We start from the raw sequence: 15794 nt of genomic DNA on the forward strand, positions 1-15794 counted from the left end.
ACGGGTCAGCGTTCCAGCCCCGCCACGTAGCGCGGGTAGGTGCGCTTGGCCTGCCGGGCGAGGTCCAGATCGACCTCGACGGTCACGAACGGCTCGCCGGGGCTCGTGGTGGCCAGCACGTTCCCGTCCGGATCGATCGCCCAGCCGAGACCGCCGGCGGCGATACCGGGCTGTTCCGGTACCCACTGGTTGGAGGACAGGCAGTAGGCGCCGGAGCAGACGGCCGTCGCCTGCCCCCCGGCCAGCCACTTCGCCAGCGTCTCCTCGGGGGTGACGCGGGGAACGCACAGCAGGTCGACACCGAGCTTCGCGTAGCGGCTCGCGGTGTGCAGGAACCACATCTCGGTGCAGATGGACACCCCGACCCGGGCACGGCCCACCCGGCACGTCGCCTGGCTCGCTTCCGCCCGGTCGTACCAGGTCGCCTCCCAGTAGCCGGGTTCGTCGGGCAGGTAGTGCTTGGCGCGGATCGCCGCTGCGCCGGAAGCCTCGTTCCACACGAACGCCTGGTTGAGCCACGATCCGTTCGGCTCGGCGGTCGGCATGGAGCCGATCACCGCGGCATCCTCGAACGCGAGGCCGGCGAGGACCCGCCGGTGCTCGTCCACGCTGTGCAGCCAGCGCGCCGCATCCGGTTCGGGATCGGCGCCCAGCCAGGTCGAGAACGGCATCTCGGGCAGCAGCACCAGATCCGCCCCCGCGGCCCGGGCGTGGTCGGCCAGGGCGGCGATGGCCTCGGTGCGGTGGCCGGGACGGTTGTCCAGCTGGCAGACGGTGACTCTCATGAGCTCGGGCATGCGGTACACGATGGCGGCTCGGGCGAGGCGCCCGCGATGATGAACGCGCCGGATTTCCCTCGGATCGGGACAAGAACGGGGTGATCGTGCGTCGCGTTGCGGTGCTCGTGTACGACGGGGTGACGTTGCTCGACGTGGCGGGGCCGGTCGATGTGTTCCGGGAGGTCGAAGCCGCCGGCGGCGAGGACCGCCGGTACGAAGTGAGCACCGTCACGCCGGGCGGAGGCACCATCACGGCGTCGAGCGGGGTGCGGCTGTGGGCCGATCCGCTCGACTTCGACCAGGTCTACGACACCGTTCTCGTCGCCGGAGCCGACGGGGTGCCCGACTCCGCCGCCGTCGTCGAGGCGCTGCGGCGGTTGCGGCCCCGGGTACGCCGGCTGGCGTCGGTCTGCACCGGCGCGTTCCTGCTGGCGGAGGCCGGGGTGCTCGACGACCGCCGCGCCACCACGCATTGGCGGTACGTCGACCGGCTGCGCCGCCGGTATCCGGCGGTCCAGGTGGAGCCGGACGCCATCTTCGTGCGGGCGGGCTCGGTCTTCACCTCGGCGGGCGTCAGCGCGGGCATCGATCTCGCGCTCGCGCTCGTCGAGGACGATCACGGCGCCGACGTGGCCCGTGAGGTCGCCCGGTCGCTGGTGGTCTTCCTGCGACGGCCCGGCGGTCAGTCGCAGTTCTCGATCCGCGTGGAGACGCGCGTCGCCACGGCCTCGCCGCTGAAGGCCGTGCTGGACGCGGTCGCCGGCGACATCACCGCCGGCCACACGACCACGTCGATGGCCGCCACGGCGAACCTGTCGAACCGGCAGCTCACCCGGCTGTTCCGGGAAGAGCTCGGCACCACGCCGCGGGCGTACGTCGAGGCGGCTCGCCTGGAGGCCGCGCAGGCGTCACTGCTGGACGGACGATCGGTGAGCGCCACCGCCCTCGCCTGCGGTTTCGGCAGCGACGAGACGATGCGCCGGGCGTTCGTCCGCCACCTCGGGGTGCCACCCACGGGTTACCTGGCCCGGTTCCGCAGCACCCACCCCACGACGTGACCGGTCTCAAGCCGCCAGATCCAGCTTCGCCTTCTTCAGAGCCAATACCGGGCACTTCTTGCAGCGCGGCTTCGACCGGCAGCACTTCTTCTTGACCTTGCCGGCTTTCATCAGCTTGCGCACGACCTTCTGCGGGTCTTTCGGCTTCTTGCCCACGCGCACGCACCTTCCGGATCGGTGTCCGTCACCGGGTTTCCACGTTAGGTCAGCCTAACCGACAGGGGGGCGTGGGGCCGCTCACAACAGGGTGGCAGGTATCCTGGGTGAGGTCCGCGTGTGACCAGAGCCGGTCACGGGATGCCTGACGGGCTTACGCGGCCATCCAAACCCTTGAAGTTCAGGAGTTCTCGCGTGCCCGCAGCCAGCGCTACCGTCGAAACCGGCCGGCCGACCGGTAAGACCCGGCCCGACCTGCGCAATGTCGCGATCGTAGCCCACGTCGACCACGGCAAGACCACACTGGTGGACGCGATGCTCCGCCAGTCCGGCGCCTTCGCCGAGCGCGCCGAGGTCGTCGACCGCGTGATGGACTCGGGGGAGCTCGAGCGCGAAAAGGGCATCACGATCCTCGCGAAGAACACCTCGATCCACCGCCAGACCCCCGAGGGCCAGGTGACGATCAACGTCATCGACACCCCGGGGCACGCCGACTTCGGCGGCGAGGTCGAGCGCGGCCTGGCCATGGTCGACGGCGTCGTCCTGCTGGTCGACGCGTCCGAGGGCCCGCTCCCGCAGACCCGGTTCGTGCTGCGCAAGACCCTCGAAGCCGGCCTGCCGGTGATCCTGCTGGTCAACAAGACCGACCGGCCGGACGCCCGGATCGCCGAGGTCGTCGAGGAGACCCACGACCTGCTGCTCGAGCTGGCCAGCGACATCGAGGACGCCGACCACGACGCGATCCTCGACCTGCCGGTCGTCTACGCCTCCGCGCGCGCCGGCAAGGCGAGCCTGGAGCAGCCCGCCGACGGCGACATCCCCGACAGCGAGAACCTGGACCCGCTGTTCGACACGCTGCTGCGCCACGTGCCGCCGCCCGCCGCGGACCTCGACGCGCCGCTGCAGGCGCTGGTCACCAACCTCGACGCGTCCAACTTCCTCGGCCGCATCGCGCTGATCCGCATCCACGCCGGCAAGCTGCGCAAGGGCCAGACCGTGGCCTGGATGCGCGAAGACGGCACGACGCAGAACGTCCGCATCTCCGAGCTGCTGGTCACCGAGGCGCTCACCCGTGTCCCGGCGACCGAGGCCAGCGCGGGCGAGCTCGTCGCCATCGCGGGCATCCCGGACATCACCATCGGCGACACCCTCGCCGACGTCGACAACCCGGTGGCGCTGCCCCGGATCACCGTCGACGAGCCCGCGATCTCGATGACCATCGGCGTCAACACCTCGCCGCTGGCCGGGCGCAACGGCGGCGACAAGGTCACCGCGCGGCTGGTCAAGGCCCGCCTCGACCAGGAGCTGATCGGTAACGTCTCGATCCGCGTCCTGCCGACCGAGCGCCCCGACACCTGGGAGGTCCAGGGCCGTGGCGAGCTCGCGCTGGCCATCCTCGTCGAGCAGATGCGGCGCGAGGGCTTCGAGCTGACCGTCGGCAAGCCGCAGGTGGTCCTGCGCACGATCGACGGCAAGCTGCACGAGCCGTTCGAGCGCCTCTACATCGACTCGCCGGAGGAGCACCTCGGCGCGATCACCCAGCTCCTGGCCGCCCGCAAGGGCCGCATGGAGGACATGAGCGGCAACGGCACCGGCCGGATCAAGCTGGAGTACGTGCTCCCGTCGCGCGGCCTGATCAGCTTCCGCACCGACTTCCTCACCGAGACCCGCGGCACCGGCATCGCGAACCACGTGTTCGAGGGCTACTTCCCGTGGGCGGGCGAGATCCGCACCCGCCACAGCGGCTCGCTGGTCGCCGACCGGTCGGGCCCGGTCACCGCGTACGCGATGATCCAGCTGGCCGACCGCGGCACCTTCTTCGTCGAGCCGGGCGCCGACGTGTACGAGGGCATGGTCGTGGGCGAGAACCCGCGCTTCGAGGACCTCGACATCAACATCACCAAGGAGAAGAAGCTGACCAACATGCGTCAGTCCTCCGCCGACGTGATGGAGACGCTGGCCCGGCCGCGCAAGATGGGCCTGGAAGAGGCGCTGGAGTTCTGCTCGGTGGACGAGTGCGTCGAGGTCGCGCCCGAGGTCGTCCGGGTCCGCAAGGTCACCCTGGACGTCAACACCCGCGCGAAGGAGCGCTCGCGCGCCAAGAGCCGCGACAACGGCTGACCGCCCACCTTCGGAAAACCTCCCGGCGCGTGTCGCCGGGAGGTTTTTTCGTGCCCGCACCCTTACGCTGGGTCGGTGGGTGGCGAACCCAGCGTCACGAATTCCGCCGTTCTTCTCCTTATATCTTTATAGGGGTCGCGACGGCTTCATCGCCTGGCGCCGACCACCGGCGTGAACCTTTTTCGTGTCCGGCCCGTGTTCGTTCCGCCGTTCCGGAACGGTCCGGGAACCCGGACGGTGTGCCGCACGTCTTTTCCCGTAGTGGCCACCTTGGGGCGGCGCGGCCGCCCGATCCGGGTATGGGAATCTCGGTTCCGGCGGTGAAGACGGTCGTGGGAGCATGGCTGACCCGATCGGGGCGAAACGGGGAGGAACGGGGCGTGCGGGTGAATCGCAAGGCGGTGCCGGTACTGGCACTCGCGGCCGTGCTGCTCACCGCCTGTTCCAACACCCCGCCACCCCCGGTCGTGTCGTCCTCGGTCGCGCCGGTGTCCAGCACCGGCAAGACGCCGTCGCAGATCGTCGTCGGCGTCGACGACGTGCTCGGCGGGTACAACCCGCACAACCTCGCGGACTCTTCCCAAGTGACCTCCGCGCTCTCGCAGTTGCTGCTGCCCTCGGTGTTCCGCCAGAAGGACGACGGCACCACCCAGCTCGACAAGAACCTGATGAAGTCCGCCGCGGTCGTCTCGCAGCAGCCGTTCGTGGTGGCCTACGACATCCGGCCGGACGCCTCCTGGTCCGACGGCGCACCCATCGCCGCCGAGGACTTCGACTACCTGCGCACCCAGCTGCGCGACCAGCCCGGTGTGATCGAGCCCGCCGGCTACCGGCAGATCACCGACCTGCAGTCCCGTGAGGGCGGCAAGCGCGTCGAGGTCACCTTCGCCAAGCCGTACCCCGGCTGGCAGACGCTGTTCTCCGACCTGCTGCCCGCCCACTTGCTCAAGGACGCGCCCGACGGCTGGCGCGGGGCGCTCGCGTCGAACTTCCCGGCCATCGCCGGCCCCTTCTCGATCAAGAGCCTGGACACCGCCCGCGGCGAGGTGATCCTCGAGCGCAACGAGCGCTACTGGGAGAAGCCCGCCGCGATCGACCGGATCGTGCTCCGCCGGTCGGACCAGAACACGCTGCTGGCCGCCCTGCGCAGCGGCAACGACCAGTTCGCGCTGGCGCGCACGACCGGCGACGAGCTCAAGCTGCTCGGCGAGCTCGGCTCGTCGGTCCGGCTGCACACCGTGGCCCGCCCGCTCGTGGCCGGCGTGCTGCTGCGCCCGGTCAGCGCGACCCTGCAGGACGCCCAGGTGCGCGCCGGCATCGCCGCCCTGCTCGACCGCGGCAAGCTGATCACCGAGGGCGTCAACGGCGGCCCGTCGTCGCAGCTGCACGCCGACGCCCAGGTGACGGCGCCGTCGGTGAAGGGCTACACGGCGACCATCCCGCCCGGCCCGCCCACCGCGCCCGACGTCGCCAAGGCCGAGCAGTCGCTGAAGGCGGCCGGCTACACCAAGACCGCGGGCACCTGGCGCAAGAACGGCCGGGCGCTCTCGCTGGTCATCGCCTCGCCGGGCACCCAGGAGCCGTACACGACGATCGCCAAGGAGCTCGCGAGCGAGCTCGCCGCGCAGGGCATCGAGGTCAACGCCATCACGCCGCAGCCGCGTGACCTGTTCAGCGGCCTGCTCGCGATGCCGGTGGCCGGTGGGGTCCAGCAGCCGACCGGCGACTCGGCGGGCAACGTCGGGGTCGACATCGCCGTCGTCCCGCAGGCGGTCGGCGGCGACACCGCCTCGGTGCTCGCGTCGACCTTCGGTTGCCGCCCGGAGCAGACGGCCGCCGGCGTGGACAAGACCAAGCCCGTCGTCCCGGGCAACGCGGCCGGCTTCTGCGACCCGGCGCTGCAGCCGTCGATCGACGCGGCGCTCTCCGGATCCACCCAGACCAGCGAAGCGCTCACCACTCTGGAGCCTGAACTTTGGCGCCAGAACGTGGTGATTCCGCTGTTCCAATTGGCTGACACCCTGGCGATCGGATCGGGCATCTCGGGCGTCACGCCCGGTCCCCCCATGGTGGGCCCGTTCGGGTCGGCCGTGAACTGGACTCGCGGCCCGAAGTAATCGGTTGGCTACGCATTCAGTACTACCGGGTGATCTTTACCAACGCCTTCGAGTGGGACGTTGTGAATCCATGAGGTAACCGTCGTATTTCTGGATGTCGACTGGAAGTCACCCTTTGGTCACGATCGACCCTGAACTGGTGACTGTCGGTGCTTTTCCTTTCTAGCGTGCACCCGCAGTGCGCCAGTTGAGTGTCGCTTGGCGTGTCGTAGGCTCCGGCCCATCCAAACCGGAGCGGTGTGGGCCCTTGTCCCGATATTCAAGGGCTCAGTGCTAGGAGGGCACACTTCATGAGGAGATCCAAAGCAGTCTCCGCTTTGTCGCTCGTCGCCGGCGCTTCGCTGTTGCTGAGCGCCTGCAGCGGCGGTGATTCGGGTTCGGGCAACACCGACCAGAACGGATCGTCGACCGACATCAAGGCGATGGCTGTCGGCAAGGCCGAAACAGCTGACCAGTTCAAGCTCGCGGACACCCCGGGGTACGACGCCACGGTCACTGTGGGTATCGACGATGGGTACTCTGGGTACAACAACCAGACGACCGACACCAACACGTCGTACAACAACTACATCCTGACCTCCGTGCTCTCCGGCGTCTTCAAGCTCGACGGCAACAACAAGCAGCTGCTGAACGTCGACGTGTTCGAGTCGGCCGAGGTCACGTCGAAGTCCCCGCAGGTCGTCACCTACAAGATCAAGCCGAACCTCAAGTGGTCGGACGGTCAGGCGTACGACTGCAAGGACATGTACCTGGCGTGGCTGGCGCAGAGCGGCCTGGCCAAGGGCCCGGACGGCAAGAACCCGTTCAACGCGGCGTCGACCACCGGGTACTCGCTGATCAAGACCGCCACCTGCAAGGACGCGCTGACCTTCGAGGCGGACTTCAGCGAGCCGTACCTCGACTACAAGGGCCTGTTCAACGGCGTGGCGATCATGCCGGCGCACGTCCTGCAGTCCAAGACCGGCATCGCGGACATCACCAAGCTGGCCCCGACCGGCGACCCGGCCCAGCTGAAGGCCGCCGGTGACTTCTGGACGAACGAGTGGAAGGGCTTCAAGGCGGACATCATGCCGTCGTCGGGCCCGTACAAGATCACCGCGTTCGACGCCAACCAGAAGGCCGTCACGCTGGAGAAGAACCCGAACTGGTCGGGTGGCAAGGGCGGTCCGGCGAAGATCGTCGTCCGGGCCATGGAAGACACCAAGGCCATGGCGACCGCGCTGCAGAACGGTGAGATCGACGTCGCGGCGTCGACCCAGCCGGACGCCACCGCGGCCCAGACGCTGAAGGGTCTCGCGGCTCAGGGCGTCACCTACGGTTCCGCTCCGCAGCTGACCTTCGAGCACCTCGACCTGAACTACAAGCGCATGTTCAAGGACAAGGACCTGCGCAAGGCGTTCTTCGAGACGGTGAACCGCAAGGAGATCACCGACAAGCTGCTCAAGGAAGTCCAGGCGGACGCCGCCCCGCTGAACTCGATCGAGTTCTTCCAGGGTGAAGAGGGCTACACCGACCTGTACGGCAGCAAGGCCGGCCTGGGCGCCGAGGCGGCGGCCAAGACCCTGTCCGACGCGGGCTGGGTCAAGGGCAGCGACGGCATCTTCGCCAAGGGCGGTCAGCGCGCTTCGTTCAAGATCTCGCACAACCAGAACGCGCGCCGCAGCCAGACCGTCGAGATCATCATCTCGCAGGCGAAGGCGGCCGGTATCGAGGTCAAGGACGAGACCGACGCCAACTTCCTCAAGGGTGGCCGTCTGGCGGCCAGCGACTACGACGTCGCGCTGTTCGGCTGGTCCTCCACGCCGAACAAGTCGGAGTCCCGGTCGATCTACGTCTGCAAGGAAAACGGTGGTGACCAGAACTACCAGGGTCTTTGCGACGAGAACATCGACAAGAACTACGACATCGCGGTGAAGGCGACCGACGAGGCCGTGAAGCTCAAGGCCTACCAGGACGTCGACAAGGCGATCGCGGACCAGTACGCGACCCTGCCGCTGTTCCAGACGCCGTCCATGTGGGCGTTCAAGGGGATCGACCGCGTGTACATGCAGTCGTACGACGGTGCCCTGTGGAACGCCGGCGAGTGGGAGCAGAAGAAGTAGGGCCCGTCCCGCCTCTTCTTTCCCCTCGCTCCAGATGACCTGGGAGGTACCGGGGCCCGGCCACGAGCCGGGCCCCGGTACCCACCGGAAGTAGCTGTTGACCGTAGGGTTACCACCACTACGGTAGACAACCGGGTAGCGGTCCAGCGCACTTCTGACGACCAGGCCCGGATGAGGAGCAGTTCGTTGAACCTGGTGATCTACATCCTTCGCCGTCTGGCGATATCGATTCCCGTCCTCCTGGTCGGGACGTTCCTGTGTTTCGTCATGGTCGCCGGCACCGGTGACCCGCTGGGCGAGCTGCGCAGCAACCCGCTGATCAGCAAAGAAGCGCTGGCCGCCACGGCGACCAAGCTGGGTCTCGACCAGGGCATCGTGCCGCGCTACTTCACCTGGCTCGGGCACTTCCTGACCGGTGACTGGGGCACGTCCATCGCGCAGGGCAACGCTCTCGCGCCGGTCGCGCCCAAGGTGCTGGCCGCGTTCGGCGTCACGTTCAAGCTGGTCGTCGGCGCCGAGATCCTCGCGCTGGTCATCGGCATCATCGTGGGTGTGCTGGCCGCGGTGAAGCAGTACTCGATCATCGACTACATCGCGACCACCCTCGCCTTCCTCCTGTTCTCCATGCCGATCTTCTGCATCGCGATCGTGTTGAAGAACTACGCGATCGAGATCAACGGCTGGGTGCGCGACCTCGGTCTGCAGGACGTGCTCGGCAACCCCTGGCTGCGCACCACCAGCCCGGAGCAGCTGAAGACGGACGGCGGTGTCGGCGACTTCATCGCCAGCACCATCGGCGCGTACCTGCTGCCGACCCTGTCGATCATGGCGATCAGCTTCGCCGCGTACAGCCGGTTCCAGCGTGCTTCGATGCTCGAGGTCTTGAACGCCGACTACGTGCGCACCGCGCGGGCCAAGGGACTGGCGAACGGCCGGGTGATCTTCCGGCACGCGTTCCGCAACGCCCTGATCCCCGTGTCGACGCTGTTCTCGGTCAACTTCGGCTCGGTCCTCGCCGGCGCGATCATCACCGAGACGGTGTTCAACTGGCACGGTATGGGCACGTTGCTGGTGGAAGCCGTCACCAAGAACGACACTCAGGTGATGATGGGTTGGCTCGTGGTGATCGCCAGCAGTGTCATCGTCGCCAACCTGATCGCCGACCTGATGTACGGCATCCTGGACCCGAGGATTCGCGTTGGCTGACCTGAACTCTCTTCTCGCGACCGAGACCGCCGCGGCCGAAGGCACCCTGCCGCCGGAGGCGCTGCCGGAACCGCGCAGCCAGGGCAAGCTCGTCCTGCGGAAGTTCCTGCACCACAAGCTGGCGATGGCGTCGTCGGCCGTGCTGCTGCTGATCGTGCTGGCCAGCATCGTGCTGCCGATCTTCTGGAAGCACAACTACGAGGACAGCTCGTTCCCGTCGTTCGCCAAGCCCAGCGGCGATTTCCCGCTCGGGACGACACAGGTCGGCAAGGACATGGTGTCGCAGGTGCTGCGCGGCACGCAGTACTCGCTGCTGATCGCGCTCACGGTGTCGATCCTGGCCACCGTGGTCGGCGTCGTGCTCGGCGCGGTCGCCGGCTACCTGCGCGGGTTCTCCGACTCGGCGATCTCGCGGGTGACGGACCTGTTCCTGATCGTCCCGCAGATCGCCGCGGCGGCCATCCTCGCCAAGGTGTTCGGCGGCGGCTCCTGGTACATCGTCGCGCTGGTGCTGGCGGCGTTCGCCTGGATGCAGATCGCCCGGATCACCCGCGCCGAGGCGATGTCGCTGTCCCAGCGCGAGTTCGTCGACGCCGCACGCGCGTCCGGCGCCGGGACGTTCCGCATCATCTTCAAGCACCTGGTGCCGAACATGGTCGGCAGCATCACGGTCAACGCGACCCTCGCGGTCGCGCAGGCCGTGCTGGCGGAAGCCGCGCTGTCGTTCATCGGCCTGGGCGTCCAGCTGCCGGACACCTCGCTCGGCCGCGTCATCCTGGAGAACTACGCCCAGCTGCAGACGCGGCCGGCGCTGTTCTTCGGGCCGTTCGTCGTGCTCGTGCTGATTTCACTGACGATCAACTTCATCGGTGACGGTCTGCGCGACGCCTTCGACCCGCGCCAGCGGAGAATGAAGGCCTGAACGCGCGCGACGCGGGGGTGACCGGATCCGGTCACCCCCGCGTCCGTTTTCGTACGCGGATCGCCGGACCTGCGGGTTCCGGACGAATCTCGTGCGCTACGTGCTCCGCCGGCTGGCCAACACCCGCGACCCCCTCGGCGAGCCGGGAATCAGCGCGTCGGCCATCGCCGAAACCGAGGACGAGCTCGGCCTCGATGTCCTGGCCCCCCGCGTCCGCGTCAGCTGACGGACGACACGCGTACCCCGCTGGACGACACGCGTACCTGGCCGGACGACACACGCGTACCGCCCCCGAGGCCGTGTCGTCCGTCCGAGTACGCGTGTCGTCCGCTTAGGTACGCGTGTCGTCCGGCCGGGTACGCGAAGGGCCCGCACCCCCGTGGGGTGCGGGCCCTTCAACGTCCAGTACGTCAGTCGGCCACCGGGGCCAGCCTGCCGGCCTCCCAGGCCGCGCGGCGCTCGGCCTGCAGCACCGGGTCCGCGACCGGCGCCGCCGACAGCAGGCGCTTCGTGTACTCCTGCTGCGGCGAGTGCAGCACCTGGTCGCGCGTGCCGACCTCGACGAGCTTGCCGTGCTGCATCACCGCGACGCGGTCGGCCAGCAGGTCGACCACCGCCAGGTCGTGGCTGATGAACAGGCAGGCGAACTGCAGCGACTGCTGCAGGTCCAGGAACAGGTCCAGCACGCGGGCCTGCACCGACACGTCCAGCGCCGACGTCGGCTCGTCCGCGATGAGCAGCGCCGGGTCGAGCGAGAGGGCACGGGCGATCGCCACGCGCTGGCGCTGGCCGCCCGAGAGCTCGTGCGGGTAGCGGTTCATGTAGTGCCCGCCCAGCTCGACCTTGTCGAGCAGCGAACGCACCCGCGCCGACAGCGCCTTGCCGGACAGCACCTTGTGCAGCACCATCGGCTCGGCGATCGACTCGCCGATCGTCATCTTCGGGTCCAGCGTCGAGGCCGGGTCCTGGAACACGATCGAGAAGAACCGGCGCAGCGGGCGGATCTCCTTCGCCGACATCGTCGTGATGTCCTTGCCCGCAATCGCGATCGTGCCCTGGGTCGCGCGCAGCAGGCCGACGGCGCAGCGGCCGACGGTCGACTTGCCGGATCCGGACTCGCCGACCAGGCCGACGATCTCGCCCTTGGCGATGGTCAGCGAGACGTCGTCGACCGCGCGGTTCTTGGCCTGGCCACGGCGGCCGGGGTACTCGAGGACGAGGTTCTTGATCTCCAGGGCCGGCGCGGCCTCCTCGATCACGGCCTCGAGCTCTTCGTCGGCCAGCCGGATCTCCTCGGCGATCCTGGCCGCCTCGGTGCTGTCGGCGTCGATGCCCGAGTCGTCGAGCAGGCGGCGGCCCTCGGGGCGCTGGCCGAGCACCGGCACCGCGGCGAGCAGCCGCCGGGTGTAGTCCTCCTTCGGCGACGCGAACAGCTCGCGCACCGGCGCCTCTTCGACGATCTCGCCCTGGTACATCACGATGACGCGGTCGGCCATGTCGGCGACCACGCCCATGTCGTGGGTGATCAGCACGATCGCCGTGTCGAGGGTGTCCCGCAGCTTGCGCAGCAGGCCGAGGATCTCCGCCTGGACCGTGACGTCGAGCGCCGTGGTCGGCTCGTCGGCGATGATCACCTTCGGGTCGCAGGCGATCGCCATGGCGATGACGACGCGCTGGCGCAGGCCGCCCGAGAGCTGGTGCGGGTACTGCTTGAACCGCAGTTCGGGGTTCGGGATGCCGACCATGTCGAGCAGCTCGACCGCGCGCTTGTCGGCGGCGTCCTTGGCGATGTCGAGGTGCGAACGCAGGGCCTCGCGCAGCTGCCAGCCGATCGTGTAGACCGGGTTCAGCGCCGTCATCGGCTCCTGGAAGATCATCGCGACCTGGTTGCCGCGGATCTTCTGCATGTCCTTCTCTTTGAGATCCGCCAGGTTGCGCTCGCCGAGGCGCAGCTCACCGGCGATCCGGCTGGTCTTGGGCAGCAGGCCCAGCACCGACATCGACGTGACGGACTTGCCGGACCCGGACTCCCCGACCACGGCGACGATCTCGCCGGGCTGCACGTCGAACCCGATGCCCTTGACCGCGTCCACGACGCCGTCCTCGGTCTGGAACGACACGCTGAGGTCGGAAATGGACAGGACCGATCCTGACACGCCGGCGACGTCCGCCGAAGTTGCTTCAGTGCTCACCAGATGCCCTTCGTGGGGGTACAGACCGTCACGACGCGGCGGTCGCGACTCGCGCGAGGATAACCGAGGGTGTCCCCGACGAAGGTCGGAGCACGGGAATTACGCTCAACCCGTGATCTCCCCGGTATCGCGAAGGCTGCTGTTCGTCCACGCCCATCCCGACGACGAAAGCATCACCACCGGCGCCTCGATCGCACGATACGCCGCCGAAGGCGTCGACGTGACCGTGGTGACCTGCACGCTGGGTGAGGAGGGCGAGGTCATGGCCGACCTCGGGGAGTTGGAGGGACTGCGGGCCCACGCCGCGGACCAGCTGGGCGGCTACCGCGTCACCGAGGTGGCGGCCGCGTGCGCCGCGCTGGGGGTGTCACGGCACCGCTACCTGGGCGGGCTCGGCCGGTGGCGGGACTCGGGCATGGCCGGCACACCGTCGGCGTCGCACCCCCGGGCGTTCACCGGGGGTTCCGCGGACGAGCAGGCCGCGCAGCTGGCGGAGATCCTCGACGAGGTCCGGCCCCAGGTCGTCGTCACCTACGACGCCTTCGGCGGCTACGGCCACCCCGACCACATCCGGGCCCACGAGATCACCATGGCGGCGGCTTCGCGCGCGGAGTCGGTGAAGCGGATCTTCCACACGGTCGCGTCGCGGGACGCGGTGCGCGCCGGGCTGGCCGCGCTGCGCGACCACGACCCGGTGTTCGACGTCCCGGAGGACGGCGAGCTGCCCACGACGCCGGACGAAGAGATCACGACGGTGCTCGACGTCGCCGCGTACCTGCCCGCGAAGGTGGCGGCCCTGCGCGCGCACGCGACGCAGCTCGCCGTGTTCGACGACGAAGTGCCGTACTTCGCGCTGACGAACGAGATAGCCCAGCCGATCCTCGATCGCGACTACTTCGTGCTGGCCCGCGGCCCGGCCGAGGGCGCGGCGGACGACCTGTTCGGCGGGCTGTGACCGTGGACGAGCGGCTCGCCCTCGAGCAGGGGCTGCTGCTCGCGCTGCTCGCGGTCGACACGGTGCTGCTCGCGCTGCTGGAGCTGTTCTTCCTGCCGCTGCGGATCGGGGTGGTGCCGGTGCCGGTGACGGTGCTCGTGGGCGCCGTCACCACGCCGTGGCTGGTGTGGACCACGGCGAAGCTGGTGCGGCCCGCGCTTTCCTGGGTACCCCTGGCCGTGTGGGTGCTCGTCGTGTTCGGGGTCGGCCTGCTCGGGCCGGGCGGTGACCTGGTGCTGATCCAGGACTGGCGGGCGTTGCTGTTGCTCGGCGCGAGTGCGCTGCCGGGCGCGATGGTGCTCGGCGGCGCGCCGCGCCGGACGCTGGGAAGGGGACCGGGACGTGGGTGAGTCGATCTCCGACAAGCAGGTCGTGGCGGTGCTGCGGCCGTTCGTGCGTGCGTGCGGGCCGATGCTGGACGCGCTGCGCGAGGCCGACCCGTTCGGCCTGCAGGCGCGCGCGTCGGAGGACCTGGCCGAGGTCGAGTCCGGGCTGAAGGCCAAGCTGATCCACGGCGTCACGTCGGTGAAGGTGCCCGGCACGGCGGCGTGGACGCGGATGACGGGCTACGACCGGTCGAGCTGGTGGATGAACCGCGTCGGCCGGTTCACGGCGCTGCTGACGTCCATCCCGGGGCTGGGCGGGGCGCTGGCCGACCGCCTGCCGGTCCAGGACGCGCTCGGCGCGGCGTCCCAGGGCCTGCTGCTGTGCGCGATCGCGGGCGAGTACGGCGTGACCGACGTCGGAACGCGCGTGCGCCTCATCGCATGGGTGCTCTTCGAGCGCGACATCGATCCGGACCTCGCGGCGGGCAAGCACGAGGAGCACGACGAAGCCGCGGAGGCGACCGAAGCGGCGAAGCTGACCGAAGACCTGAGGGCGTCGGAGAAGAAGCACGGCAAGGCCACGGTGAAGGCGGCGGGCCGCACGCTGTGGCGGCTGGGCCGGGGACTGCTGGGCATCACGGGCGAACTGGAGAAGCGTCCGCGGGGCAACCTGTTCCACCGCGCGCTCGGCATGCTGCCGGTCGTCGGGGCGGCGGGGGACTACCTGGGGGAGCGGTCGGGTCTGCGGGTCGTGTGGAAGCGCGCGCACGTCTGGCTGACCGAGCGCCGCACCTGATCTTCCCGCGCGGCGCCCGGTCCAAACCTCAGTTCCAGAACTGGAACACGCTGAAGCCGATCCTCGCGCCGTCCACGTACCCGCCGAACGCGTTGAAGATGGCGTAGGAACCGTCCCACAGCGCGTTGTTCGCCGGGCGGAAGAACCACAGCAGCGCGAACAGGATGATCGGCGCCCACGGGCGGACGCGCGCGCCCAGCTCGCGGGCCTGCGGCGGCAGGTACGGCTCGATCGCGCCCCAGCCGTCGAGGCCGGGGATCGGGAGGATGTTGAGCAGGAACGTCACGATCTGCAGCAGGGCCAGGTAGGACATCGCGATCACGAGGCCGCCCGCCATCGGGACCAGCGCGACCACCAGCGCCAGCGCCGCCCCGACCGCGAGGTTGCTCAGCGGGCCGGCCAGCGACACCCACGACGACGTCCCGCGCGAGCGCAGCGCGCCGCGGTTGATCCAGACCGCGCCGCCCGGCAGCGGGATGCCGCCGATGATGAGGAAGACCAACGGCAGGATGATCGAGAGGACGGGGTCGGTGTACTTCCGCACGTCCAGCGTCAGGTAACCCTTGTGGGCGACGCTGTAGTCCCCGCCGCGGTAGGCGACCATCGCGTGTCCGAACTCGTGCAGCGACAACGACGCCACCCAGCCGGCGGCGACGAAGATCACCACGCCCGCGATGAGCAGCGGGTCGCGGTCGCGGACGAAAACGGTGTTGATGTCACCGAACGCGGCCATGGCGCCACCGGCGACGGTGAGCGCGAGGATGCCGAGGAAGACCGGGCTGGGGCGCACTGCTGACTTCTGCACGTGCTCCAGTCTTCCGTATGCCCGGTGTGAAGTTACCGGCGTGTCCCCTTGCGCGATCGGGCCGGAACGTCCCCCGAACTCGCTACTCCGCTTGACCTGACCGCACTACACGGGTGTAATCACAGTGATGTCATTCGCCGCCGAGAGGGGACGGCGAGTGTCGTTTCACCACCGCCAGCCTGGGGAGTGCTAGGGAGCGAGGAGGCGGACGTGCGGTTGG

The 15794-nt window shown here is 69.2% G+C and carries 14 protein-coding genes; 10 read left to right on the plus strand and 4 right to left on the minus strand.

Annotated elements, in window-relative coordinates; genetic code table 11:
* Positions 1 to 5: 5 nt before the first annotated feature.
* Entirely contained in the window at positions 6 to 797 is a 792-nt protein-coding gene (locus DV20_RS30000; RefSeq protein ID WP_051736194.1) for a carbon-nitrogen hydrolase family protein, read from the minus strand.
* An 86-nt stretch (positions 798 to 883) separates the two neighbouring features.
* Between DV20_RS30000 and DV20_RS30005 the strand changes: the two genes are divergently transcribed.
* Positions 884 to 1837, plus strand: coding sequence for a GlxA family transcriptional regulator (locus DV20_RS30005; protein WP_051736200.1), 954 nt, complete (start codon positions 884 to 886; stop codon positions 1835 to 1837).
* Between the two features lie 6 nt (positions 1838 to 1843).
* Here DV20_RS30005 and DV20_RS45980 read toward each other — a convergent pair whose 3' ends face one another.
* Positions 1844 to 1993 carry a hypothetical protein gene (locus tag DV20_RS45980; RefSeq protein WP_167344408.1) on the minus strand — a complete coding sequence of 50 codons (150 nt, stop codon included), beginning with the start codon at positions 1991 to 1993 and terminating at the stop codon, positions 1844 to 1846.
* Between the two features lie 195 nt (positions 1994 to 2188).
* Here DV20_RS45980 and typA point away from each other — a divergent pair, with 195 nt between their 5' ends.
* From typA to DV20_RS47060, 6 genes are all read left to right on the plus strand, one after another.
* A complete protein-coding gene (gene typA / locus DV20_RS30010; RefSeq protein WP_043786230.1) occupies positions 2189 to 4114 on the plus strand; it encodes a translational GTPase TypA in 1926 nt (641 codons plus the stop codon).
* A 380-nt stretch (positions 4115 to 4494) separates the two neighbouring features.
* Positions 4495 to 6231: an ABC transporter family substrate-binding protein gene (locus DV20_RS30015; RefSeq protein ID WP_043786231.1), complete on the plus strand. Its 1737-nt coding sequence runs from the start codon at positions 4495 to 4497 to the stop codon at positions 6229 to 6231.
* 290 nt (positions 6232 to 6521) lie between these two features.
* Complete coding sequence (locus DV20_RS30020; RefSeq protein WP_043786233.1) at positions 6522 to 8333, plus strand: ABC transporter family substrate-binding protein; 1812 nt, start codon at positions 6522 to 6524, stop codon at positions 8331 to 8333.
* Positions 8334 to 8519: 186 nt separating this feature from the next.
* Entirely contained in the window at positions 8520 to 9539 is a 1020-nt protein-coding gene (locus DV20_RS30025; RefSeq protein WP_043786234.1) for an ABC transporter permease, read from the plus strand.
* Positions 9532 to 10461, plus strand: a complete 930-nt coding sequence (locus tag DV20_RS30030; RefSeq protein WP_084093744.1) for an ABC transporter permease — start codon at positions 9532 to 9534, stop codon at positions 10459 to 10461. Before DV20_RS30025 ends, DV20_RS30030 begins: the two co-directional genes overlap by 8 nt.
* Positions 10462 to 10552: 91 nt before the next feature.
* Positions 10553 to 10687, plus strand: coding sequence for a hypothetical protein (locus tag DV20_RS47060; protein ID WP_268747452.1), 135 nt, complete (start codon positions 10553 to 10555; stop codon positions 10685 to 10687).
* Positions 10688 to 10871: 184 nt separating this feature from the next.
* Here the strand turns inward: DV20_RS47060 and DV20_RS30035 are convergent, their stop codons facing one another.
* On the minus strand, positions 10872 to 12653 hold the full coding sequence (locus DV20_RS30035) for an ABC transporter ATP-binding protein (protein ID WP_043786235.1): 1782 nt from the start codon (positions 12651 to 12653) through the stop codon (positions 10872 to 10874).
* Positions 12654 to 12765: 112 nt separating this feature from the next.
* On the opposite strand from DV20_RS30035, the gene mshB reads away from it, so the two are divergent.
* From mshB to DV20_RS30050, 3 genes are read left to right on the plus strand one after another with little or no spacing between them, the layout of a single operon-like run.
* Complete coding sequence (gene mshB / locus DV20_RS30040) at positions 12766 to 13608, plus strand: N-acetyl-1-D-myo-inositol-2-amino-2-deoxy-alpha-D-glucopyranoside deacetylase (RefSeq protein WP_043786237.1); 843 nt, start codon at positions 12766 to 12768, stop codon at positions 13606 to 13608.
* Complete coding sequence (locus DV20_RS30045) at positions 13605 to 13997, plus strand: hypothetical protein (protein ID WP_043786238.1); 393 nt, start codon at positions 13605 to 13607, stop codon at positions 13995 to 13997. The genes mshB and DV20_RS30045 overlap by 4 nt, the downstream gene beginning before the upstream one ends.
* On the plus strand, positions 13990 to 14769 hold the full coding sequence (locus DV20_RS30050) for a hypothetical protein (protein ID WP_043786240.1): 780 nt from the start codon (positions 13990 to 13992) through the stop codon (positions 14767 to 14769). Before DV20_RS30045 ends, DV20_RS30050 begins: the two co-directional genes overlap by 8 nt.
* A gap of 28 nt (positions 14770 to 14797) precedes the next feature.
* Here the strand turns inward: DV20_RS30050 and DV20_RS30055 are convergent, their stop codons facing one another.
* A complete protein-coding gene (locus DV20_RS30055; RefSeq protein ID WP_043786242.1) occupies positions 14798 to 15559 on the minus strand; it encodes a site-2 protease family protein in 762 nt (253 codons plus the stop codon).
* Positions 15560 to 15794 lie beyond the last annotated feature (235 nt).

Origin of the sequence: Amycolatopsis rifamycinica, assembly GCF_000695625.1 — a bacterium.
Taxonomy (GTDB): Bacteria; Actinomycetota; Actinomycetes; order Mycobacteriales; family Pseudonocardiaceae; genus Amycolatopsis; species Amycolatopsis rifamycinica.